This is a genomic window from Pantoea sp. Pa-EAmG, assembly GCF_030024295.1.
GTDB lineage: Bacteria > Pseudomonadota > Gammaproteobacteria > Enterobacterales > Enterobacteriaceae > Pantoea > Pantoea dispersa.
Genome location: NZ_JASEWO010000068.1, coordinates 1 through 22,513, shown reverse-complemented (window position 1 = coordinate 22,513; position 22,513 = coordinate 1). Strand labels below are relative to the sequence as shown.

Sequence of the window (22,513 nt, the reverse complement as noted above, 5' to 3'; positions counted from 1 at the left end):
TCTCCAAAATCCAGCAAGGCTTTGGTTTCTCGATTATGCCACCGCCGATTCTGGGTCTGGGGCAAGGTTCGGGTTACTCGCTGTATGTGCAGGATCGTGCGGGCTTAGGTTACGGGGCGCTGCAAACCGCCATCAATACCTTGTCCGGTGCGGTGATGCAGACGCCTGGCATGATGTTCCCGATCTCCTCCTATCAGGCCAACGTGCCGCAGCTGGATGTGCAGGTTGATCGCGACAAAGCCAAAGCGCAGGGCGTATCGCTGACCGATCTGTTCACGACGCTGCAGGTGTATCTGGGTTCCTCTTACGTCAACGACTTCAATAAGTTTGGTCGTACCTGGCGTGTGATGGCGCAGGCTGACGGGGATTTCCGCGACAGCGTGCAGGATATCGCGAACCTGCGCACCCGTAACGATCGCGGTGAGATGGTGCCGATTGGCAGCATGGTGAACATCACCACCACCTACGGTCCGGACCCGGTGATTCGCTATAACGGCTATCCGGCGGCTGACCTGATTGGCGATGCCGATCCGCGCGTGCTCTCTTCTGCGCAGGCGATGGAAAAACTCGAGGCGATGTCCAGCCAGGTGCTGCCGAACGGCATGAATATCGAATGGACCGACCTGAGCTATCAGCAGGCAACCCAGGGCAACACCGCGTTTATCGTATTCCCGGTGGCGGTGCTGCTGGCGTTCCTGGTACTGGCGGCGCTGTATGAGAGCTGGACGCTGCCGCTGGCGGTGATCCTGATCGTACCGGTGACGATGCTCTCCGCACTGGTCGGCGTGTGGCTGACCGGCGGCGATAACAACGTGTTTGTCCAGGTAGGTCTGGTGGTGCTGATGGGGCTGGCATGTAAGAACGCCATCCTGATCGTCGAGTTCGCCCGCGAACTGGAGATGCAGGGCAAAGGGATTGTGGAGTCAGCGCTGGAAGCCTGTCGCCTGCGTCTGCGCCCTATCGTTATGACCTCCATCGCCTTTATTGCCGGCACCGTGCCGCTGATTCTGGGCGAAGGTGCGGGCGCCGAAGTGCGTGGCGTCACCGGCATCACCGTGTTCTCGGGCATGCTGGGGGTTACGCTGTTTGGCCTGTTCCTGACGCCGGTGTTCTACGTGACGCTGCGTAAGCTGGTGACGCGCAAGCAGCAGCCGGCGGTGGAAACGCAGACGGTGTAAACGTTAAGGAGTAAAACCCATCCGGGCCACCGTGCCCGGATTTTTTTTGCCTGACGCAGCACGACGATGTTACACAATAACAGCGCGCCTTTGCGCCAGAGCACAGCAGCAGGATTTCACAGGATTTACAGGGGGAGATTGCGCGTACAGAAGCGGAATGGCAAGGTGCGCATCAGCGATGCGCACGGGAGGTTAGCGGTCTTTTTTGCAGAGATCGGCGATTTCGAGGTCAGGCAGCGGTTCGCAGTTGCTGGTATCGTGCTTTTTCAGCTCGTTAAGGGCATCGGCGACGGTGCGGGTTTCCAGCACTTTAAGCGACGCCTCTTCCGCTTGCTCCGCGATCGATTTGAAGTACCAGCACAGGTTGGCGCTGACCAGGCAGCGCGGTGCGACATCGGGGCGCGACGCCCACAGTTTTTTGTCTTCAATCACTGAGGTGTAGATATCGCGCAGCGTGATCTCAGCGGCCGGACGACCCAGATGGATCGAGCCGGTACGGCCAAGCGTCGAGACAATGATGCCATCGCGCGTTAACGGAACCATGAGTTTCCGAATGAAACTGGGGTTCGCTTCAAGACCGTACGCCAGAATGGCACTGGTCGAGCGTTTACCCAATTGCTCCGCCATCGCTACGCTCAAAACCATCTGCAAAGCTGTCGGGAAGCGGTAATCTAGCATTTCTGTTTCCTGAGTTGCGGCCTATCTTCTTGTTTTCATACCGCGGCAGTGAATAATCAATGAGCAATAAATATAACAAACACTGTTGCTTTTTAGAATACCGAAAATGCTTTCCGCCCGTGACTAACCTGCGCTATTACCCGCCTTGATATCTACTTAAACTATTGAATTTAGATAAAAATATTCCAACAGGGCATGCCGCTGACCGCTTTAGCACTCTGAGCCTTGCGCAACAATATGCGCGATGTGTCACTTTTTTGCCCCCACCGCTGTAGCTGCGGGCTGGCAAAGGACGTTGTGACAAAGGGACGATCATTTCTGCACGCGTGGTGCGCCGTCTGCGCAACCGACCTTCAGACAAACCATTGTTTCTGTGTAAGAAACAAAAACACACCGGCGAAGGGGCTGCGTCAGGGTCGATTAACCGGTTTCTGAAAGGAATAATATTGATCAGGGTCATGAGTCCCTTGCTATTTTTTGCACAAAATGCGCGCCGTTACTATTTTCGAGGCGCGAAATAATGTCTGTATTATCCCCGGTCGTCGGCGCGTTATTGCTGACCGTTCTCCCGCTGACGGTGGGCATCATCACGGCGGCAACCAGCTGCCTGAACGCGCCAACCTTATGGCAATGCGTACGGATGGCACCGCTGCCTTTCGTTGTCTCGGCTGGCTGCACTCTGCTGTTAAGCGCGTTGTGTTGCCTGCTGCAATATCTGACGGATCGCCACTAAAGCGCAGCAGCGGCCATCTCTGCCCGTTAGCCGTCAGTGGCGATTTCAACCTGCGGATTCCGGAGCGCCTGCCGGCAATTTCCGCTTCAGCACCACCACCAAAAGCACGTTGATCAGCGCCAGCCCGCATAACAGCCACAGCGTAGCCTGCGCGCCGGAATGCTGGAAAATATAGCCGCCAATCAGCGGCGTGAGCGCCTGACCAATCAGCGCCGGTCGCGCCATGCGGCCAACCACAATGGCGTACTCTTCCGGTTTTACCATCGCCAGCGGCAGCGTACCGCGCACGATAGCCCGCAAGCCATTTCCTGCACCGTACAGCACCATACTTACCAGCGCCCACGCGGGATAACAGGCCAGCAGCAGTAATCCCAGCGCCACCAGTCCGACCGAGAAGAAAGTGGTCCAGATGGGATGGCCGCGTTTGAACGCCATATCGACAATGCGCGACGCCACCTGGCACGGCCCCAGCAGCGTGCTGATCGCCAGCGCGGCGCTCAGCGAATGCCCGCTCGCCTGCAGCAGGGTAATCAGCTGCACCGATATCGCCATCATGATCACCGACGCGAGGGTAAAGATGCTGCACAGCAGCCAGAACAGCGTGGGAGCCAGTGAATTCTGTGCGGTATGCTGTTGCCTGGTTTTTGGCATCGATGGCGTGCGCGGCGCCGGCAGCGCATACAGGTAAGCAGGCAGCACCGCCAGACACAGCAGCGCGGCAATAGCCAGACAGGCGCCGCGCCACTCCAGCCAGTGGATCAGCAGCGCGATGCCGGGCCACACCAGCGAGGTGCAGAATCCTGAAATCAGCGTAATACCGGTAATCGCGCCACGCGCCTGGCCGCCATATAAGGTGCCCAGCGTGGCGAACAGCGCGTCATACAGCCCCATCGCCATACCCGCGCCGATAATCAGCCAGGCAAACAGAAACAGCGGCAAACTGTGACTCAGCGCCATGATCACCAGCCCGAGCGCCATCACCGCCCCGCTCGCCGCCAGCAGCCGGCGACCCTGTGCGCGGGCAATCAGCCGGCCGCACAGCGGTGCCAGCAGGCCGGAGACCAGAATGCCGAGCGAAAGTGCGCCATACACCCACTGCTGCGACCAGCCGGTTTCCGCGATGATCGGGTTAGCCATCACGGCCATCAAGTAAAATGATCCGCCCCACGACAGGATCTGCACGGCGCCGAGCGTAACGATAGCGGGCGCGCCCGGTTTTGGCTGATACTCCACAGCGAATATCCGTTAACAGGTAAATCACGGTTATAACATGTTCATCCGACAGGAAAAATGCCCGCGCGCCCTGTCGAGCCGAATTCCACGCCGGGTTTCAGCGATTGGATAGATAAACCTTATTATAGTATGTTGTAACTAGTATGCTTGCTTGCTCGCCGCGTCATTCAGTGCCACCCTTTGGTATGTTGTAACTATGGAGAACCGCGATGGCTCGCTATGATTTGGTGGCTGATTTACACGAATGCGTGAATACGCTGGAGCGCGAACTCACTGCGCTGCGGGCGTCGGTTGAACAGCAGCCGCTGTTGCTGGCGCGCGTGTTCAGCCTGCCGGAGATCGAGAAAGGCAAAGAGCATGATGAAATCAACCGCATCGCGGTGACCCAGCACCTCGGTAAACGCGCGCGCGAAATGGCCCTCGCCCACTATTGTCGCCTGTTTATGCAGCATCAGTCGGAAAAACTCAGCACCAAAGCGGCGGTGCGTCTGCCTGGCGCCCTCTGCATTGAGGCGGATGAGGCGGCCAGCCAGCGACTGGAGCAGCAGGTCACGACCATCAACACCCTTAAGCAGCGGCTGGAGCAATTGATCACCGTCGACTCCGGCCTGCCGAGCGAGGCGCGTTTTGAGTTTGTGCACCAGCATCTGCGTGGCCTGATCACGCTCAACGCCTACCGCAGCGTCACGCTACTGCAGGCGCCGGATACGCTGCGTTTTGGCTGGGCGAATAAAAACATCATCAAGAAGGTGACGCGCGAGGCCATCGTCGGGCAGCTGGAGCGCAGCCTGAAGGCGAACCGCGCGCAGGCGCCGTGGACGCGCGAACAGTGGGCAGAGAAAGTGCAGCAGGAGCTGGAGCGGGTGCGGTCATTGCCGGACGGCGCGCAGCTGAAGATCAAGCGGCCAGTCAAAGTGCAACCTATCGCGCGGCTGTGGCGCGCCAGCGAGAAAAAACAGCTGCAGCTGGCCTGCCCTTCGCCGCTGCTGGTGTTGTGTCGCGATCGTACGCAGGTGCCGACGCTGGGTGAACTGCTGGATTACGATGCTGAAAACATCGCGCACCGTTACAAGCCGCTGGCGCAGCCGCTGCATTTGATCATCCCGCGGCTGCATTTATGGAGTGACCGTCTGTAAGGCAAAAAAACAGCGCGACAGGTCGCGCTGTGGTGCCCGGCAGTAAAGCTATTGCTTCATGCTGCCAACCATCTCTTCCGGCCGCACCCATTCGTCAAACTGCGCTTCGGTCAGGTAGCCGAGCTTCAGCGCCGAGGCTTTCAGCGTCAGCCCCTGTTTGTGCGCCTGCTTGGCAATTTCCGCCGCTTTGTCATAGCCGATATGGGTATTCAGCGCGGTAACCAGCATCAGCGACTCGTTGAGCAGCTGATCGATGCGCTCGCGGTTGGGCTCAATGCCCACCGCGCAATGGTGATTGAAGCTGTCCATGCCGTCTGCCAGCAGCCGTACCGACTGCAGGAAGTTGTGGATCACCATGGGCCGGTAGACGTTGAGTTCGAAGTTACCGGACGCACCGCCCATGTTCACCGCCACATCATTGCCCATCACCTGGCAGCACAGCATGGTCAGCGCTTCACACTGGGTAGGATTGACTTTGCCTGGCATGATCGAGCTGCCGGGCTCATTTTCCGGAATGCTGATTTCACCGATGCCGCAGCGCGGACCGGACGACAGCCAGCGCACGTCGTTAGCGATTTTCATCAGCGAGGCGGCCAGGCCTTTCAGCGCGCCGTGCGCATGCACCAGCGCATCGCAGGTCGCCAGCGCTTCAAACTTGTTGGGCGCAGTGACAAAGGGTTGCTGCGTCAGGTCGGCCAGCGCTTTCGCCACGCGCACCGCATATTCCGGATGGGTATTCAGGCCGGTACCGACTGCGGTACCGCCCAGCGCCAGCTCGGCGACGTGCGGAATACTGTGTTCGATGTGCTTCAGATTGTGCTCCAGCATGGCAACCCAGCCGGAAATCTCCTGGCCGAGCGTCAGCGGTGTGGCGTCCTGCAGGTGGGTACGACCAATTTTAACGATGTCTTTAAACGCGGCGGACTTCTCGCTCAGGGTATTTTTCAGCACCTCGATTTGCGGGATCAGCTGTTCGCGCAGCGCAATCACCGCAGCAACGTGCATCGCCGTCGGGAACACATCGTTGGAGCTCTGGCTCTTGTTAACATCATCATTCGGATGCACTTTGCGCGACATGCCGCGCTCGCCGCCCAGCAGTTCGCTGGCGCGGTTAGCCAGCACTTCATTCATGTTCATGTTGGTCTGGGTGCCGGAGCCGGTCTGCCAGATGGCCAGCGGGAACTCGTCGCTGTGCTGGTCGGCCAGCACCTCGTCAGCGGCGTCGATAATCGCCCCGGCCCGTTCAGCCGGCAGCAGCCCCAGATCGCGGTTAACCTGGGCGGCGGCGCGCTTGGTCAGCGCCAGCGCATGCACCAGCGCCACGGGCATCTTCTCGGTGGAGATACGGAAGTGCTCCAGCGAACGCTGCGTTTGTGCGCCCCACAACTTATCTGCCGGAACTTCGATCGGACCCATTGAATCTTTTTCAATGCGGTTGGCTGCCATGACTACGTCTCCTTAGCTCAGATTTTGAGGTTTCCGCCTAAGTCGTCTTCCCGCGACGCCTTAGAGCGAGCAAGATTGTCACATACAAGAAATTAACATTATGCGAGCCCATCGCGTTTATTGCACTTGTTCGTGTATTTTCTATGGCACTTTCTGCTTTAATACGCTTATTTACTTACCGTTATTAAGGGTAAACGATGCAAAAATTGAACAATTCGCTGCAAAATTATGCATGGGGCAGCAAAACCGCGCTGACCGAACTCTACGGCATCGAAAACCCGCAGGGATTGCCGATGGCGGAATTATGGATGGGCGCGCACCCCAAAAGCCCCTCTACCGTTGAAGTGAATGGCGTCACCCGTTCGCTGCGTGACGTGATCAATGACGATCAGGTCGCGACGCTGGGGGCTGCGGTAGCGCAGCGTTTCGGTGAGCTGCCGTTTCTGTTTAAAGTGCTGTGCGCCGATCAGCCGTTATCAATTCAGGTGCATCCCAGTAAAACTGCCGCAGAAGCCGGTTTCGCGCGTGAAAACGCGGCGGGCATTCCGCTCAGCGCCGCCGAGCGCAACTATAAAGATGCTAACCACAAGCCCGAACTGGTGTATGCCCTGACGCCGTTCCAGGCGATGAACGGCTTTCGCGAACTGCCTGAGATTGTCTCGCTGCTGGAGCCGGTCGCGGGCGCGCATCCGCAGATCGCCCATTTCCTCGAAAACGCCAGCGAAGCCGCACTGGCTAAACTGTTCGCTACCCTGCTGTCGCTGAAAGACGAAAGCAAATCCCGCGCGCTCGGCGTGCTGAAATCCGCGCTGAACGCGCGCGAAGGCGAGCCGTGGCAGACCATCAAAACGATCGCCAGCGACTATCCGGACGATAATGGCCTGTTCTCACCGCTGCTGCTGAATGTCATCACCCTGCAACCGGGTGAGGCGATGTTCCTGTTCGCCGAAACGCCGCATGCCTATCTGAAAGGCGTGGCGCTGGAAGTGATGGCCAATTCGGATAACGTGCTGCGCGCCGGCCTGACGCCGAAATTCATTGATATTCCGGAACTGCTGGCCAACCTGAAGTTCGAGGCCAAACCGGCGGCGACGCTGCTCACACAGCCGCAGGCACAGGGCGACAGCCTCAACTTCCCGATTCCGGTAGAGGATTTTGCCTTCGCCATCCATACGCTTTCGGCCACGCCGCAAACGCTGGCACAGCACAGTGCCGCCCTGCTGTTCTGCATTGAAGGCCAGGCGGTGATTGAAAAGGCCGGACAGCAGCTGGTACTGCAACCGGGCGAATCCTGCTTTGTCGCAGCCAGCGAGTCGCCGGTGAGCGCGGCGGGGACCGGTCGTCTGGCGCGGGTGTACAACGCGCTGACGTGAGGCGGCTGACGCCTGCAGCATTAACTGCTATTATTTCAAACTATTAATTAAAAAACGCCTGCGGGCGTTTTTCTTCACCCGTCGCGCGGCCCAACGGTATGCGCACGCAAGGATAAGGACGACTCAGCGATGAAAAAGACCAAGGTTGCCGTAGGTGTGATTGTGGCGCTCGGCGTAATCTGGACTGGCGCAGCGTGGTTTACCGGTAAACAGCTGGAAAGCCACATGGATGAGATGCTGCAAAATGCCAACAGCCAGATCAACGCGTACGCGCCGAATAGCCGTCTGACGCTCAGCTATCAGGATTACCAGCGTGGCGTATTCAGCAGCAAAACCAAACTGGTAATTCAGGCCAGTTCGCAGACCGAAGACAATCCGCTGCTGAAGCCGGGTCAAAGCATCGTGCTCAACGAAACCATCGACCACGGTCCTTTCCCGTTTGCTCAGCTGAAGCGCGGCAACCTGATCCCCAGCATGGCCTCGGTCCACACCGAACTGGAAAACATCGATGCGGTGAAGAAACTGTTTGAACTGACTCAGGGCAAATCGCTGGTTAATGCCGATACCCGCGTCGGGTACAGCGGCGCGACCGATACCGCGCTGCACCTGCTGCCGGTGGATTACAGCAATGCGCAGACCGGTGATCGCCTCGCCACCAACGGCGGCACGCTCAACGTCAGCGCGGACAGCAAAGGCGACAAAGTGAGTCTGCAGGGCGACTTCTCCAGCATCGCCGTCACCAGCAAAAACCAGTTGCAGCAGCCGGTGCTGTTTACCCTTAACGGTCTGAAGCTGGGCGGTGACACCCACCTGAGTCCGGAAGGCGTGCGCGTCGGCGACCAGACCATCACGCTGGATAAGCTCGACGCCAGCATCAACGGTCAGGAAGGCCTGACGCTGGAGAAGCTGGACGGGAAGTCCTCGTTCGACAACAAAGACGGTAAGATTGGCGGCCAGATTGATTATCAGGTCGATAGCATCAGCCTGCAGAAACAGCCGTTCGGCGAAGCCAAACTGGCGATGAAATTTGCGCAGTTTGATGCTCAGGCGGTGAAAACCTTCTCTGACCAGTACAATGCGCAGATGCAGGATCTGCTGAACCAGCCTGGCGTGGTGGACGATCCTATCCGCTACCAGGCCAGCGTGCAGACCATTCTGAGAAATAACCTGCCGACCCTGCTGAAAGGTTCGCCGACCGTAAGCGTGGCGCCGCTGAGCTGGAAAAATGACAAGGGCGAGAGCACGTTCAACCTTAACGTCGGTTTTAACGATCCGGCGACCGTCACCGGTGAACCGCAGAGTCTGGGTGCCGCCGTGGATCGCGTGCTGAAAACGCTCGACGGCAAGCTGAGCATCAATATGCCGATGGCGACCGAAGTGATGCGTCACGTCGGGCTGGCGGAAGGTTATCAGGGTGATGATGCGCAGAAGCTGGCCGATCAGCAGGTGAAAGGTCTGGCGGCAATGGGCCAGATGTTCCGTCTGACGCAGCAGCAGGACGATAACATCACCACCAGCCTGCAATACGCTAACGGTCAGGTCACCATGAATGGCGACAAAATGACGCTGGAGCAGTTCCTGTCGCGTTACATGCTGGGTGCGCCAACCAGCGAAGGCATGCCTGAGTAAACCTGCCGGCAGCCCGCTCAGGGCTGCCGTTTTCCTGCTGCGAAAAAAAATTCACGTTTTCCTGCATCCAGTTGGCACCCCCGAACGTATATCCCTGTGTGAGCACCCTTCTGCTCCTTCAATGAGGATATATGATGAAAAAGTTAATCAGTTATGCCGTCCTGTCTGCCGCCCTGCTTGGCGCGAACGCTTCGATGGCGGCCATGCACGCCGATTCGGTGATGGTGGGCGGCGCGGCAATGTATCCACAAAAAAATATTATTGAAAATGCCCTGAACTCGAAGGATCACACCACGCTGGTGGCGGCGGTCAAAGCGGCGGGCCTAGTCGACACCTTGCAGGGTAAAGGTCCGTTTACCGTCTTTGCACCGACCAACGCCGCCTTTGCCAAACTGCCTGCCGGCACCGTTGATGCGTTACTCAAACCGGAAAACAAAGCCAAACTCACCAGCGTGCTAACCTACCATGTGGTCGCCGGTAAATATGATATGAAAGCGCTGGAGCAAAAAATTAAACAGGGTGGCGGTAAAGCCGAATTGAAAACGGTGAATGGTCAGCCGCTGTGGATTATGAGCAACGGCCCGCACAATATTCAGCTGAAAGATGGTCAGGGTAATGTGGCGAATATCAGCACTTATGATGTTAATCAGAAAAATGGCGTGATTGATGTTATTGATACTGTTTTGATGCCTGAATAACTGTCTATACTCGGTAAGGTTAAATAAACCCGCCAGGAGTATTATGGACGCGTCTCAGGCTGAGCAACAAATAGCCTTAATCAGGGCGGTCGCCAGTGGCGATCGCCCTGCGTTTGAACAGCTGTACCGGCTGACGTCACCGCACCTGTTTGCGATAGCGCTGCGCATGTTACGCCAGCGGGCGTGGGCGGAAGAGATTCTGCACGAGTGCTATATCACCATCTGGCACAACGCAGCGTCATTTAACAGTGCGCTAAGTTCGCCGCTGACCTGGATGACGCACATTGTGCGTAACCGCTGCATTGACTGGCTGCGCAGCGGCTATGCCAGACAATTTAACACTGACGAAACCTGGCTCGACGAACACAGCAGTGCGCTGGATGACACCCGCATTGATGAGCAGTGCGATCCGCAGGTCGCCCGCTTACACCAGTGTATGAAGCATCTCAGCAGTGAGCAGCGCCAGTCTATCTCGCTGGCCTACTATCAGGGCTTGTCACATGCGGACATCGCCGGATGGCTGCAGCAGCCGGTGGGCTCGGTGAAAAGCTGGATTCGACGCGGGATGGAACATTTACGGGAGTGCGTAGGACTATGAGCGACAAGGTGCAGCGAGACGAAGCCCTGGCTGCAGAATACGCCCTCGGCACCCTGCGCGGCAGCGCGCGATTGCGCTTTCAGCGCAGACTGCAGGCCGAGCCGGTGCTGGCGGCGCAGGTCGCCCGCTGGCAGACGCTGCTGGCGGGTCTCGATCAGGCTCAGCCGCCCGTCACGCCGCCGGAAACGCTATGGAAAAAAATTGCCCTTTCTCTGCCGCCCGACAAGCGCGTCGCCCCCGCACGCCGGACGCTGCCGTGGCTGGCTGCCGCCTGCGTCGCGCTGGGCTTCGCGCTGTCGGCTTACTGGCTACGCGAGCCGGTGATGACACCGCTGGCGGTGCTGACCGATGCGCAACACAGTCAGCAATGGGTGGTGAGCGCCAGCCGCCGGCAGGACGTGATCAGTCTGGCGCCGCTGCAGGTCAGCGCGGTCAGGGCGGATCAGAGTCTGGAACTGTGGCTGATTCCGCCGGGCCGGGCACCCGTTTCACTTGGTCTGGTCACCGGAAGTGCGCCGCAGCAGTATCCGATTGAGAAACAGCAGTCGCTGGTTAAGGCGACGCTGGCGATCAGTCTCGAGCCGCACGGCGGTTCGCCAACCGGACGTCCAACGGGCCCGGTGCTTTACAGTGTGAATTTATAATCGGTGATGGTCACGGGTGAAATTAGCGTTAACACGGCAGCGTTTATTATTTGTTGACGCCCAGCGTGTTGCAGGCGGAGTGCTGTTAATCATTGCGGCGTGACTTAAGCTAAATTAACGGGCACTGAACGCTCAATTTCAGCAAACGGCAAAAACAATGAAAGTTTATTTATCCGCCGGCGAGCCTGACTGCCGCGGCCAGGCGAAATAACCCTCTTGTAAATTAATCTGGCATATCTTTGGGAAAGAAATATTTTATCGACGATTCATTTTCTTTTTCAGAATTCCCTGCCATGCTTAAAACGCTAAACCATAGTACGCGATATTATCGCGAACAATAAATAATAACGCTCGACACCATTGTGTCTTAAACGACACCGGGGAAACTCACCATGCAATTTCTTAAAAACTTCACCATTCGCCGGGTTGTGCAGTGCATCCTGGTCGCGGCGCTACTGATTGTGGCGCTGGCCGGGATCTATGGCAGCACGGTGCTGCGCGACATGCATCAGCGCGAACTGCATAACGCCACCCTGACCAGCCAGCTGCTGTTTCTCAATCGCGCAAGTTTAGTGATGGCATCGGGAACCACGGCGGCGAAAGCGGCTGTAGCGACCGATGCCCCGGCCGATAGCGACTGGGCGCCGCTGCGTACCGCCCTCACCGCATCGCCGGCTGACTTTGCGGTGCCTGCGGCTGAGCGCCTGCATTTCCTGCAGCGCGACATCGCAGCGAATAACCATGCCGACCAGTCCGATCGCCAGCGTCTGCAAATGGCCTTTGGCATTGCTGCACTGCTGATGCTCGCGCTGCTGCTGTTCTGTGACCGTTTTCTGGTCACGCATCTGGTACGGCCGCTGGGGGCGCTGCGGGAACATTTCCGCGGCATCGCCGCTGGCGATCTTACGCGGGAACCGCAGGATTTTGGCCGCAACTGTGTGGGTCAGCTGATTCCGCTGGTCAGGCTGATGCAGCAGAGCCTGCTGACCACGGTGCGTGCCGTGCATGACAACACCGACGTGCTACGCAAGGAGTCTGCGGATATCGCCAGCGGCAATGCCGATCTGTCCGACCGCACCACCCGCCAGGCGGCTGCGCTCGAGCAGACCTCGGCCAGCATGGAGCAGCTTAGCGCCACCGTAGAGAAAAATGCCCACAGCGCGGGCGAAGCGCGCGAGCTGGCTGAGGATGCGGCGCGCACCACGCGCGACGGCGAAGCGCTGGTGAAAAGCGTGTCAGCGATGATGGCCGATATCGCCGCCGAGGCCGATAAAATCCGTCAGTTCACCGCCACGGTTAACAGCATCGCATTTCAGACCAATATTCTGGCACTGAACGCGGCTGTTGAAGCCGCTCGCGCCGGTGAGCAGGGACGCGGCTTTGCCGTGGTGGCAGCTGAAGTGCGCACGCTGGCACAACGCAGCGCCAGCGCCGCGAAGGAGATCGAAGGGCTGATTAATGGCACCGTGACGCGCGTTGGCGAGGGAGCGCAGACCGCGCAGCGCGCCGGCGCCATCATGGACAGCGCCACGCAAAGCGTTTCCGCCGTCACGTCGCTGATTGGCCAGATTGCGCTGGCGTCAGACGAACAGAGCAAAGGCATTGCCCAGGTTACGCTGGCCGTGACCGATCTGGATCGCGTTACCCAGCAGAATGCCGCCCTGGTGAAAGAGATTGCCGCCTCGGCCGGCAGCCTGAATGGCCGTACCGGAACGCTGGCTGCGGTGATCAGTCATTTTAACTTTTCTGACAGCCCGCAGCACAGCGCGCTGCTGGCCGGTCAGCGCCCCGTTTCAGCCATTGACAGCTTCGCGACAGAAAAGCTTGCCGTCTCTGACCCGGCATAGCTCGCAGCCGATAACCATACCGCCAGGGACAGGCCACAGAAAGAGAAGAACTTATGAGCCATCAATCATTGCAGCACATCGTTCCGGTTCAGACTGATGTGCGTGACTTACGCATCGCCACGGGCATGACCCAACTGCACGCGGCTGAACGCTTCGACCTTAGCCTGCGGGTCTGGCAGATGAAGGAGTCCGCAGCAAAACCGTCGCCGCTCAGTCAGGGAGAATATGAGTTTTTGCTGCTGCTGGCAGGAAAACATCCCTATTTTAGTCTGACGGCCAGAGCCCGCTAATGCCGTGCGCGCTGGCCGTTGCGTCAGCGCCACCTGCGACAACCGGGGATCCGCTTCCTCCACCCGGCGTGATTCATGCGTCAAATCTCTTTAGCGCTGACGCCCGGGGCACGATTCACCTGTGCTGTCTGCTGATAAAAGGCGTCGAGACGGGCGCGAAAGCGCGCCGGATCGTGCTGGTCTTTAATTCTTTGCAGCGCCCGCGCCGAGCGGGTGCTGATCGCCTCGCGCTGCGCCATCATCTGCGTGATGATCTGTTTGAGCTGCGCAATAATTCTGGCCCTGATCGCCTGTTTCTCCTGCGCTGAACCGATAGCGATTTCAAACATATCATTCAACGGACAATCAATAAGCCAGCCGGCCGAAGCCGGGTTTATTTCCGGCAGTGCGCGTACATTGGTGGTAATAACCGGACAGCCGCACGCCTGCATTTCCAGCACTGAAAAGCCGTAGGTATCCTGCCAGGTCGGTAATAATCCCACATCGGTCTGTTCGAGCATTTTCATCAGCCGATCATTTTGCAAAAATGTTTCATGCCTGAAGATTGCCTGCTGATTAATCAGGTCTTCAATCCGCTGATGAAATTGCGCGTCATCCTGCTGCGCGCCGTGCGCGATATTATAGCGATGCTTCAGGTTGCCCGTTAAATTCACCTGCACGCTGTCGGGGTGAATGATGCCTTCTGCCAGCAACTCGCTAAAGGCCAGCACCACTTCCGCCCCACCTTTACGATAAAACTCATTGCCGACAAAGCTGAACGTCAGCTTCGCCTGATTCACCGGCCTGACCCGATCACAGATAATTGCCTGCGGCGGATGCAGGGTGTGCAGTTTGGGCAAAATGGCTGCAGCCTGCTGCGGAAACGCCTGTAACAGCTTGATTTGAATTTTTTTCGTCGCGTCGGAAATAGCCAGTAGCGCCGTACACTGCGGTGCCGCGATCAGTTTGAGTTGTTTCTGCAATTGTGGATTATGCAGTTTGGCCATGCCCGGCACCGGCAGCACGCGCGGAATTTCGGTTTCAAATGTCGCCATCCAGCGTTTTTTCGTGCAGGCCACTTCATTAAAAAGATGGATGATTTGCGCATCGTCCGGCACCGAGAACGGTAGCGGCGCGAAAATGAACAACTTATTGGCTTTGCGGATTTTCTGCCTGACGGCGTTACGATAAAACCAGATATTTTTATATTTCAGATTGAGATAATGGTGTGAATCGTTGACGATGATATTTCTCTTTTCCGGATAACCTTTCCCATTTACGATTATTTTCATACGTGCCCCGGCACAGGAAAAATAAGCATAGCTGGCAGTATATTCCTCGCCAGTCACAAATCCAGCGAGCAAGTAAACCCGCGCTAAACAATAAGAAAATACACATTTTGTGACAGGTAATAACATCAGCCAGCCTAAATAAAATTCAGGCGCGGCCGGTAAAGAATATTAATCAATACAAAATTCGCGTAATTTATAAAAATGACTAACGCGTTGATTTTTATTTAGCGCTGGCCATATTATGACAATTTCGTGTCAGGATTTGATGCCGAAGTTTAATCTTTATTTTTTGCTGGCCCGCAATGCATAAGCAGAACGATGATCACAGGCCGGCTGACAATCGGTAAGCAGCGGTAACAGAAACGCGGCGAGTAATGATCTGACGCCGGGCGGGCGACAGGCTTAGCGGCCCTGCACCAGCTGCGGCGGCACGATTAACGTCTGCACATCGGCCTGTGGCTGCGCCAGGCGCTGTAATATGCGTTCTGCCGCACGCCGCCCGACGATGCGCGCTTCACTGCTGACAAACGTCAATGCCGGATCGTTCAGCTCAGGCTGCGGATCGTCGTTAAAGCCGACCAGCGCCAGCTGCTGGGTGTAGTAACTGTCCACGGCGTCTTCCCCGAGGGTGCGACCGCTGCGCAGCGCGCCGAAATAGCAGCCGAGCGTGGTGCTGGCATTGTGCGCCAGGATAGCGGTAATACGCGGATGCTGATGCAGCAGCGCCTGCGTCAGCGCGGAGACACTCTGCTGGCGATCGTCACATTCGATAATCCAGTCCGGGCGAAACGGCAAACCGTACTGCAGCAGCGTGGCGCAATAGCCGCCGATACGTTCGGCGCGCGTCAGTGACGAACCCAGACCGCCCACCCAGGCAATGCGCTGATGTCCCTGTTTGATCAGATACTCGGTGGCCATCCGCGCCGCCTGGCTGTTATCCGGACGCAGCGAATCGACTTTCTCCAGACTGCTGGCGCGCGCGGCGCAGATCAGCGCAATATTTTGCTCCTGCGCCTGCAGCCGCAGCGATTCCGCCTGCGCCACCGCGCCGCCCAGCACAATGCCATCGGCACCCTGCGCCGCCAGCGAATCAAAACAGCGCTGCAGATGCTGGCCGTGCTGACCACTCTGCGTCAGCACCAGCACTTTGCCCTGCTGCTCCAGCACCTCGCTCAGTCCCGCCGTCATTGCTGCATAAAAGGGCTGGCTGAGATCGCGCACGATCAGACCAATCACCCCGCTCTCACCGCCGCGCAGCATGGAGGCCGAGCGATTACGCACATAGCCGAGTTGCTCAATCGCCTGATTCACCCGCGCGGCGGTGGCAGGTGAAATGCGCCCTTTGCCGGACAGCACCAGCGATACCGTGCTGACCGATACGCCAGCGGCCTGCGCGACATCATGGATGGTGATTTTCTGCTGGGACATAGTGTGACGCTTTTCGTTGCCGGAAAATTCAAAGAGGTAAAACGTTACACTGATTAGCATAAAAATAAAGCCTGATGCTCGTCACGCTTTGTGATTATCACCACAAAAAGCCGTGATAAAACGTTTTATCATCCTCCACCACTTTACCCGCTTGTTACTTTTTAGCCAGGAGAGACTATGCCTCACAGCCAACCCAAAATGTCGCTCTGGGAATTTTTCCAGAGCCTGGGGAAAACCTTTATGCTACCCGTGGCGCTGCTGTCGTTTTGCGGCATCATGTTAGGGATCGGCAGTTCACTCAGCAGCCATGATGTACTGACGCTGATTCCGCTGCTCGACCAGCCGTTCCTGCAATACCTGTTTATCTGGATGGCGAAGATCGGCTCCTTTGCCTTTAGCTATTTGCCGGTGATGTTTGCCATCGCCATCCCGCTGGGCATGGCGCGGGAAAACAAAGGCGTGGCGGCGTTTGCCGGCTTCGTCGGCTTTGCGGTGCTCAATCTCAGCGTTAACTTCTGGCTGAACATCAACGGGATCCTGCCGACTACCGATGCGGCAGTGCTGAAAGCCAATAACGTGCAGAACATTCTCGGCATTCAGTCCATCGACACCGGTATTCTCGGCGCGGTGATTGTCGGCATTGTGGTGTTCTGGCTGCACGAGCGTTTTCACAATATTCGCCTGCCGGATGCGCTGGCATTCTTCGGCGGCACGCGCTTTGTGCCGATTATCACCACCGTGGTGATGGGTCTGCTGGGGCTGGTAGTACCGCTGATCTGGCCTTTCTTTGCGCGCGCGATCACCGGTCTTGGTTGGATGATCAACAGCGCGGGCGAATTCGGCCCGATGATCTTCGGCACCGGTGAACGTCTGCTGCTGCCGTTTGGCCTGCAGCATATTCTGGTGGCGATTATTCGCTTCACCGATGCCGGTGGCACCATGGAGGTGTGTGGTCACAGCGTCAGCGGCGCGCTGACCATCTTCCAGGCGCAGCTGGCGTGTCCGGAAACTCACGGCTTCGCGGAAAGCGCTACCCGCTTCCTGTCGCAGGGTAAAATGCCGGCATTCCTTGGCGGCCTGCCGGGGGCAGCGCTGGCGATTTACCACTGCGCGCGCCCGGAAAACCGTCACAAAATTAAAGGCCTGCTGATTTCGGGCGTGGTTGCCTGCGTAGTTGGCGGCACTACTGAACCGATCGAGTTCCTGTTCCTGTTTGTCGCACCGGTACTGTATCTGATCCACGCGCTGCTGACCGGTCTCGGCTTCACCGTGATGGCAATGCTTGGCGTGACCATTGGTAATACCGACGGTAACGTGATCGACTTCTTCGTGTTTGGCGTGCTGCACGGCCTTTCTACCAAATGGTACTGGGTGCCGGTGATTGCCGCCGTGTGGTTTGTGGGTTACTACGCCATCTTCCGTTTCGCCATCACACGCTTCAACATCAAAACACCCGGCCGCGAAGCAGAAACCAGCCGCGTTGAGCAGCAGGTCAGCCGCGCCGGCGTGGGCAAATCCGGCTACAACACACCAGCGATTATCGCGGCGCTGGGTGGCGTTGACAACATCACCTCGCTGGATAACTGCCTGACGCGCCTGCGCCTGTCGGTGGCCGACATGAGCAAGGTCGACGATGCCGCGCTGAAAGCCAACGGCGCCATCGGCGTGGTGCACCTGAACCAGACCAATCTGCAGGTAGTCATTGGCCCGCAGGTGCAGTCGGTCAAAGATGAAATGGCCCATCTGATGAGCGCGACGGTGTAAACATGCAGGCGTTTAATTTTGATCGGGTGGTGGATCGCCACGGCAGCTGGTGCACGCAGTGGGACTTTGTCGCCGACCGCTTTGGCGTGCCAGATCTGCTGCCTTTTACTATCTCGGACATGGATTTCGCCACCGCTCCCTGCATCATTGACGCGCTGCAGCAGCGGCTGAATCACGGCGTGCTGGGCTACAGCCGCTGGCAGCACGAGGATTTCCTCTCCGCCCTGCAGCACTGGATGCACAGCCGCTTTGCCAGCGAGGTCGCGGCAGAGTCGCTGGTGTATGGCCCGTCGGTGATCTACATGGTGGCGCAGCTGCTGCGCCACTGGACGCAGGCGGAGGATGAAGTACTGATTCACACGCCGGCCTATGATGCGTTTTACCAGACAATCATCGGTAATCAGCGCAGGGTGCTGGAGTTACCGTTGCAGCGCGCTGGCGACACATGGCACTGTGATATGGCTCAGCTGGAAACCCTGCTGGCGCGGCCGCGCTGTAAGGTGATGCTGCTGTGTAGCCCGCACAATCCCACCGGCAAAGTGTGGCAGCGCGCAGAGCTGCAGCAGATGGCGGCACTGTGCGAACGGCATGGCGTGAGCGTGATCAGCGACGAAATCCATATGGATATGGTGCTGAGCGAGGCGCGCCACACGCCGTGGTGCGAGGTGGCACAAGGCCGCTGGGCGCTGTTTACCTCGGCCTCGAAGAGCTTCAACATTCCGGCGCTGACCGGTGCCTGGGGCATTATTCCGCACGCGGACGACCGCCAGGCGTGGTTTCACGCGCTGAAGCAGCAGGACGGGCTGTCGTCACCGGCGGTGATGGCGCTGGCTGCCACTATTGCCGCCTACCGTCACGGCGCACCCTGGCTCGACGCGCTGCGCGATTATCTGCGCGCCAATATGCAGCACATTGCGCAACGGCTCAACACGGCGTTTGCCGGGCTTAACTGGCAACCGCCGCAGGCCACTTATCTGGCATGGATTGACACCGCGCCGCTGGCCATTGATGACGTCGCGCTGCAGCAGCGGCTGATCCAGCAGCATAAGGTGGCGATTATGCCAGGCAGCACTTACGGCAGCGCCAGCCGCAGCTATCTGCGTCTCAACGCCGGCTGCCCGCGCAGCAAGCTGGATGACGGGCTGGACCGGCTGATTGCCGCACTGCAATCGTTCTGAACCACAGCGGATGCTGATTAATTCAGCATCCGCTGCCCGCTTTGCGCAAATCACTAGCGCGGTTGCGCAAGATGTTTTTATAATGGTCTGCACTTTACGTTAATTCAGCGAGTGCGACATGATTGATGCGAAACTTCCCCTCACCGACCTTCACCGCCACCTCGATGGCAATATCCGCGCCCAGACCATCCTCGATTTAGGTCGCCAGTTCAATCTTGCGCTGCCCGCCGATACGCTGGATACGCTGCGTCCGCACGTGCAGGTGACCGCCAACCAGCCGGACCTGGTGAGCTTTCTGCAGAAGCTTGACTGGGGCGTCAAAGTGCTGGGCGATCTCGACGCCTGCCGCCGCATAGCGCTGGAAAACGTCGCTGACGCCGCGCAGGCCGGTATCCATTACGCTGAGCTGCGCTTCTCCCCGGGCTACATGGCGATGAACCATCAGCTGCCGATTGCTGGCGTGGTGGAAGCGGTGATTGATGGCGTGCGCGCGGGCGTGCAGCAGTACGGCGTTGATGTGAAGCTGATTGGCATCATGAGCCGCACCTTCGGCGAAGAAGCCTGCCTGCGCGAGCTGGAAGGTCTGCTGGCGCACCGCGACGGCATCACTGCCGTCGATCTGGCCGGTGACGAACTGGGCTTCCCGGGCAGCGAGTTTCTCAGCCACTTTAACCGCGCCCGCGACGCCGGATTCCGCATTACCGTGCATGCCGGTGAAGCCGCCGGACCGGAGAGCATCTGGCAGGCGATCCGCGAACTGGGCGCTGAGCGCATCGGTCACGGTGTCAAAGCGATTGAAGACCGCGCGCTGATGGATTTCCTCGCCGAACAGCGCATTGGCATTGAATCCTGCCTGACGTCGAACATTCAGACCAGCACCGTGGCCTCGCTGGCCAGCCATCCGCTGAAGGCGTTCCTGCAGCACGGCATTCTGGCAACCATCAACACTGACGATCCGGCAGTACAGGGCATTGAGCTGGCGCATGAATATGAGGTCGCTGCGCCACAGGCGGGCCTGAGCGCCGCCGAGATTCGCCAGGCACAAGAGAACGGCATCGCTATCGCCTTTTTAACCGAGGCGGAGAAAGCCGCGCTGCGCCAGCGCGTGGCGGCATAAGCCATAAAAAAGGAGCGCAGATTGCGCTCCTTGTTGATCGGCTGGCGATAACGCCGTCCGGTTTACTTCAGGGACAGTGTCTGGCGTTTCTCCGCCGACTGCAGGCCAAGCTCAATCAGCTCCATCACCTGAATCGCCTCTTCCGCCGTAACCGGGTTGGCACCGTTACCGGCAATGGCGTCGCGGATCGCCGCATAATAGGCCGGATAGTTGCCCGGCAGCGTCAGCAGCTCTTTTTCCACCATCACGTCGCCCTCGGCCAGCGTCAGCGTGCCGTTGCGCATATCGTAGCCCCACTCTTCACGCGGCGGACGTTCACCGGCTTTCAGACGGTCCTCCTGCGGATCGAGCCCATACTTAACGTAGCTGCCGCGCGTGCCGTGCACCACAAAACGCGCCGATTCCGCCGCTACCAGCATGCTGGCGTGCAGCACCACGCGCCGGGTGGGATACGTCAGCACCGCGTGGAAGTAATCGGTGGTTTGCGCGCCGGGACGCAGTTCAGCCATGTCGACGTTGATCGCCACCGGCGGTCCAAACAGCTGCAACGCCTGGTCCAGCACGTGCGGTCCAAGATCGAACCAGATCCCGCTGCCCGGGCCTTTCATTTCGCGCCAGCGCTGACGCACTTCCGGACGGAAACGGTCAAAGTGCGATTCCAGATAGCGCACCTCGCCCAGCGTGCCGTCGTTCAGCAGCGTTTTCAGCGTCAGGAAATCGCTGTCCCAGCGGCGGTTGTGGAACACTGACAACAGCAGCCCTTTGGCTTTGGCCAGCTGGTCGAGCTCGCGTGCCTGTGACAGTGTCACGGTAAACGGTTTATCGACCACCACATGCTTGCCGGCATTAAGTGCCGCTTTGGCGAGCGGGAAATGGGTGTCGTTCGGGGTAGGAATTACAATCAGGTGCAGCGTCGGGTCATCCAGCAGCGCCTGAGGATCGGCCACCACCTGCACCGACGGCCAGTCAGCGTGCACTTTACTGGCATCGCTGCTGGAGATCGCCGCCAGCTCAACGTCTGGCGTACCGGCGATCAGCGGCGCATGGAAGGTTTTGCTGGCAAATCCGTAGCCGATCAGGCCGACACGTAGTTTATCGCTCATTCTCATTCCTCTTGTTCGTGACCTGACTGATTTAAGACGAATCAGTCAGTAAGAACAAGGCGGAATCACCTGAAAGCTCAGGAGATCGCACTCCGTGCCGGTTGCCAGCTCTCCTGGGCCACCAGCGCGTCGTGCGCATCCTGACTGCGGCGGCGGAAATCGCTCGGACTGACGCCCACCCGCTTGCGGAACACGCGCGAGAAGTAGAGCTGGTCGTCGTAGCCGACCTCGCGCCCCACCGAGGCGATCGGTTCCTGAGTGGTTTGCAACAGCAGCTTGGCGCGGATCACCCGCTGATCTTCGCGCCAGCGTAACAGGTTGATCCCCATCTGCTCGCGGAACAGGTGGGCCAGACGCGACGGCGACAGACAGACGTGGCGCGCCACTTCCTCGATTTTCACCTCGCTGGCCAGATGATTGGTGACGTACTGGCAGGCTTCAATCACGCGCGGGTCGCGAATTTGCTGATGGCTGCGCGGATCCTCTTCCACCGCACGCAGCAGCAGGCGCTCCAGCAGATTCATCGCCAGCTCTTCGGCAAAGCGACGTCCTGAGTTGTGCGTCTGTTCGATGCTGGCAAACAGGCGGTCAAATTCGGCGCGCAGCGCATCCGGCAGCCGCAGCCGGCCAACGCCCTGGTTCTGATCCTGCCACTGCAGCCAGTCGGTCCAGTAGGCGCGCGGACGGAAATAGACCCAGCGATGATGCCAGCACGGACTGTCCGGCGCGCGGCCATAATAGTGCGGCGTTTTCGGCTGGAACAGCAGCAGGTCGCCCGGCTGGCAGTCAAACGCTGACTCACCGTCAAAGACGCGTCCCTGTCCCTTAATGGTCAGATTGAGAATGTAACCTTTCATGCCGTGCGGGCGATCGATAAAAAAATCGAGCTGATCGCCGGCGTTGATCGGCGTCAGTCCGGCCACCAGCCAGGCGTTAAACGGATAGCCCGGCAGTAAAGGATTTTGCTGTTCACTCGGCGCTTCGCGGTGGTACATAAGGATCTCCCGGTTCGCGTGACGTTGGGGCGCAGCGTTGCGGCTGCGCCCGCGGGATCAGGCGGTTCTGCTTTTCTGTTTGTAGCGGTCAAAGATCACCGCCGCTAACAGTATCAAACCGCGCACCACATACTGTGAGAATGGCGAGATATTCAATAAATTCATCGCATTCTC

The 22,513-nt window shown here is 58.5% G+C and carries 20 protein-coding genes and 1 pseudogene; 13 read left to right on the top strand and 8 right to left on the bottom strand.

Annotated features, from left to right (window positions below; translation table 11 throughout):
- Window positions 1-1,178, top strand: a 1,178-nt coding sequence (locus tag QMM04_RS11225) for an efflux RND transporter permease subunit (RefSeq protein WP_282996191.1), incomplete at its 5' end; no start/stop codon positions are given.
- A gap of 192 nt (window positions 1,179-1,370) precedes the next feature.
- Here QMM04_RS11225 and QMM04_RS11220 read toward each other — a convergent pair.
- Window positions 1,371-1,856 (bottom strand): Rrf2 family transcriptional regulator, encoded by a 486-nt coding sequence (locus tag QMM04_RS11220; RefSeq protein WP_262263864.1) that lies wholly within the window; start codon window positions 1,854-1,856, stop codon window positions 1,371-1,373.
- Between the two features lie 520 nt (window positions 1,857-2,376).
- Between QMM04_RS11220 and QMM04_RS11215 the strand changes: the two genes are divergently transcribed.
- Window positions 2,377-2,589: a hypothetical protein gene (locus QMM04_RS11215; RefSeq protein ID WP_088515833.1), complete on the top strand. Its 213-nt coding sequence runs from the start codon at window positions 2,377-2,379 to the stop codon at window positions 2,587-2,589.
- Between the two features lie 45 nt (window positions 2,590-2,634).
- Here QMM04_RS11215 and QMM04_RS11210 read toward each other — a convergent pair whose 3' ends face one another.
- On the bottom strand, window positions 2,635-3,822 hold the full coding sequence (locus tag QMM04_RS11210; RefSeq protein WP_282996190.1) for an MFS transporter: 1,188 nt from the start codon (window positions 3,820-3,822) through the stop codon (window positions 2,635-2,637).
- Between the two features lie 209 nt (window positions 3,823-4,031).
- Here QMM04_RS11210 and tus point away from each other — a divergent pair, with 209 nt between their 5' ends.
- The gene (gene tus / locus QMM04_RS11205; RefSeq protein WP_059008706.1) at window positions 4,032-4,958 is read left to right on the top strand and encodes a DNA replication terminus site-binding protein; all 927 of its coding nucleotides are present in this window, start codon (window positions 4,032-4,034) and stop codon (window positions 4,956-4,958) included.
- A gap of 48 nt (window positions 4,959-5,006) precedes the next feature.
- Here the strand turns inward: tus and fumC are convergent, their stop codons facing one another.
- A complete protein-coding gene (gene fumC, locus QMM04_RS11200; RefSeq protein WP_058758471.1) occupies window positions 5,007-6,404 on the bottom strand; it encodes a class II fumarate hydratase in 1,398 nt (465 codons plus the stop codon).
- A 197-nt stretch (window positions 6,405-6,601) separates the two neighbouring features.
- On the opposite strand from fumC, the gene manA reads away from it, so the two are divergent.
- The 7 genes from manA (at window position 6,602) to QMM04_RS11165 (ending at window position 13,483) form a co-directional block, all read left to right on the top strand.
- Window positions 6,602-7,777: a mannose-6-phosphate isomerase gene (gene manA / locus QMM04_RS11195; RefSeq protein WP_282996189.1), complete on the top strand. Its 1,176-nt coding sequence runs from the start codon at window positions 6,602-6,604 to the stop codon at window positions 7,775-7,777.
- 129 nt (window positions 7,778-7,906) lie between these two features.
- Complete coding sequence (locus QMM04_RS11190) at window positions 7,907-9,406, top strand: YdgA family protein (protein WP_282996188.1); 1,500 nt, start codon at window positions 7,907-7,909, stop codon at window positions 9,404-9,406.
- Window positions 9,407-9,540: 134 nt separating this feature from the next.
- Complete coding sequence (locus QMM04_RS11185; RefSeq protein ID WP_058769860.1) at window positions 9,541-10,104, top strand: fasciclin domain-containing protein; 564 nt, start codon at window positions 9,541-9,543, stop codon at window positions 10,102-10,104.
- A 43-nt stretch (window positions 10,105-10,147) separates the two neighbouring features.
- On the top strand, window positions 10,148-10,702 hold the full coding sequence (locus QMM04_RS11180; protein ID WP_058769726.1) for a sigma-70 family RNA polymerase sigma factor: 555 nt from the start codon (window positions 10,148-10,150) through the stop codon (window positions 10,700-10,702).
- Complete coding sequence (locus QMM04_RS11175) at window positions 10,699-11,346, top strand: anti-sigma factor (RefSeq protein ID WP_058769725.1); 648 nt, start codon at window positions 10,699-10,701, stop codon at window positions 11,344-11,346. Before QMM04_RS11180 ends, QMM04_RS11175 begins: the two co-directional genes overlap by 4 nt.
- A gap of 392 nt (window positions 11,347-11,738) precedes the next feature.
- On the top strand, window positions 11,739-13,193 hold the full coding sequence (locus QMM04_RS11170; RefSeq protein ID WP_282996187.1) for a methyl-accepting chemotaxis protein: 1,455 nt from the start codon (window positions 11,739-11,741) through the stop codon (window positions 13,191-13,193).
- Window positions 13,194-13,246: 53 nt separating this feature from the next.
- On the top strand, window positions 13,247-13,483 hold the full coding sequence (locus tag QMM04_RS11165) for a hypothetical protein (RefSeq protein ID WP_021506169.1): 237 nt from the start codon (window positions 13,247-13,249) through the stop codon (window positions 13,481-13,483).
- An 80-nt stretch (window positions 13,484-13,563) separates the two neighbouring features.
- Here QMM04_RS11165 and QMM04_RS11160 read toward each other — a convergent pair whose 3' ends face one another.
- Both QMM04_RS11160 and malI read right to left on the bottom strand, forming a co-directional pair.
- Window positions 13,564-14,754: a glycosyltransferase gene (locus QMM04_RS11160; protein WP_282996186.1), complete on the bottom strand. Its 1,191-nt coding sequence runs from the start codon at window positions 14,752-14,754 to the stop codon at window positions 13,564-13,566.
- A gap of 402 nt (window positions 14,755-15,156) precedes the next feature.
- On the bottom strand, window positions 15,157-16,182 hold the full coding sequence (gene malI / locus QMM04_RS11155; RefSeq protein WP_031279152.1) for a Mal regulon transcriptional regulator MalI: 1,026 nt from the start codon (window positions 16,180-16,182) through the stop codon (window positions 15,157-15,159).
- Window positions 16,183-16,359: 177 nt separating this feature from the next.
- Between malI and malX the strand changes: the two genes are divergently transcribed.
- From malX to add, 3 genes are all read left to right on the top strand, one after another.
- Window positions 16,360-17,946, top strand: coding sequence for a maltose/glucose-specific PTS transporter subunit IIBC (gene malX, locus QMM04_RS11150; RefSeq protein WP_282996185.1), 1,587 nt, complete (start codon window positions 16,360-16,362; stop codon window positions 17,944-17,946).
- 2 nt (window positions 17,947-17,948) lie between these two features.
- A complete protein-coding gene (locus QMM04_RS11145; protein ID WP_282996184.1) occupies window positions 17,949-19,124 on the top strand; it encodes a MalY/PatB family protein in 1,176 nt (391 codons plus the stop codon).
- A 118-nt stretch (window positions 19,125-19,242) separates the two neighbouring features.
- Window positions 19,243-20,241, top strand: coding sequence for an adenosine deaminase (add, locus tag QMM04_RS11140; protein WP_127834039.1), 999 nt, complete (start codon window positions 19,243-19,245; stop codon window positions 20,239-20,241).
- A gap of 62 nt (window positions 20,242-20,303) precedes the next feature.
- Here the strand turns inward: add and QMM04_RS11135 are convergent, their stop codons facing one another.
- From QMM04_RS11135 to araH, 3 genes and pseudogenes are all read right to left on the bottom strand, one after another.
- Entirely contained in the window at window positions 20,304-21,344 is a 1,041-nt protein-coding gene (locus QMM04_RS11135) for an oxidoreductase (RefSeq protein WP_021506175.1), read from the bottom strand.
- Between the two features lie 77 nt (window positions 21,345-21,421).
- A complete protein-coding gene (araC, locus tag QMM04_RS11130) occupies window positions 21,422-22,339 on the bottom strand; it encodes an arabinose operon transcriptional regulator AraC (protein ID WP_058769720.1) in 918 nt (305 codons plus the stop codon).
- A gap of 57 nt (window positions 22,340-22,396) precedes the next feature.
- A pseudogene (gene araH, locus QMM04_RS11125) lies at window positions 22,397-22,513 on the bottom strand (L-arabinose ABC transporter permease AraH); the annotation flags it as partial.

Coding starts and splice junctions, on each gene's coding strand:
- QMM04_RS11220 (WP_262263864.1), bottom strand. CDS start 1,856: ATGCTAGATTACCGCTTCCCGACAGCTTTGCAGATGGTTTTGAGCGTA.
- QMM04_RS11215 (WP_088515833.1), top strand. CDS start 2,377: ATGTCTGTATTATCCCCGGTCGTCGGCGCGTTATTGCTGACCGTTCTC.
- tus (WP_059008706.1), top strand. CDS start 4,032: ATGGCTCGCTATGATTTGGTGGCTGATTTACACGAATGCGTGAATACG.
- fumC (WP_058758471.1), bottom strand. CDS start 6,404: ATGGCAGCCAACCGCATTGAAAAAGATTCAATGGGTCCGATCGAAGTT.
- manA (WP_282996189.1), top strand. CDS start 6,602: ATGCAAAAATTGAACAATTCGCTGCAAAATTATGCATGGGGCAGCAAA.
- QMM04_RS11190 (WP_282996188.1), top strand. CDS start 7,907: ATGAAAAAGACCAAGGTTGCCGTAGGTGTGATTGTGGCGCTCGGCGTA.
- QMM04_RS11185 (WP_058769860.1), top strand. CDS start 9,541: ATGAAAAAGTTAATCAGTTATGCCGTCCTGTCTGCCGCCCTGCTTGGC.
- QMM04_RS11180 (WP_058769726.1), top strand. CDS start 10,148: ATGGACGCGTCTCAGGCTGAGCAACAAATAGCCTTAATCAGGGCGGTC.
- QMM04_RS11175 (WP_058769725.1), top strand. CDS start 10,699: ATGAGCGACAAGGTGCAGCGAGACGAAGCCCTGGCTGCAGAATACGCC.
- QMM04_RS11170 (WP_282996187.1), top strand. CDS start 11,739: ATGCAATTTCTTAAAAACTTCACCATTCGCCGGGTTGTGCAGTGCATC.
- QMM04_RS11165 (WP_021506169.1), top strand. CDS start 13,247: ATGAGCCATCAATCATTGCAGCACATCGTTCCGGTTCAGACTGATGTG.
- QMM04_RS11160 (WP_282996186.1), bottom strand. CDS start 14,754: ATGAAAATAATCGTAAATGGGAAAGGTTATCCGGAAAAGAGAAATATC.
- malI (WP_031279152.1), bottom strand. CDS start 16,182: ATGTCCCAGCAGAAAATCACCATCCATGATGTCGCGCAGGCCGCTGGC.
- malX (WP_282996185.1), top strand. CDS start 16,360: ATGCCTCACAGCCAACCCAAAATGTCGCTCTGGGAATTTTTCCAGAGC.
- QMM04_RS11145 (WP_282996184.1), top strand. CDS start 17,949: ATGCAGGCGTTTAATTTTGATCGGGTGGTGGATCGCCACGGCAGCTGG.
- add (WP_127834039.1), top strand. CDS start 19,243: ATGATTGATGCGAAACTTCCCCTCACCGACCTTCACCGCCACCTCGAT.
- QMM04_RS11135 (WP_021506175.1), bottom strand. CDS start 21,344: ATGAGCGATAAACTACGTGTCGGCCTGATCGGCTACGGATTTGCCAGC.
- araC (WP_058769720.1), bottom strand. CDS start 22,339: ATGTACCACCGCGAAGCGCCGAGTGAACAGCAAAATCCTTTACTGCCG.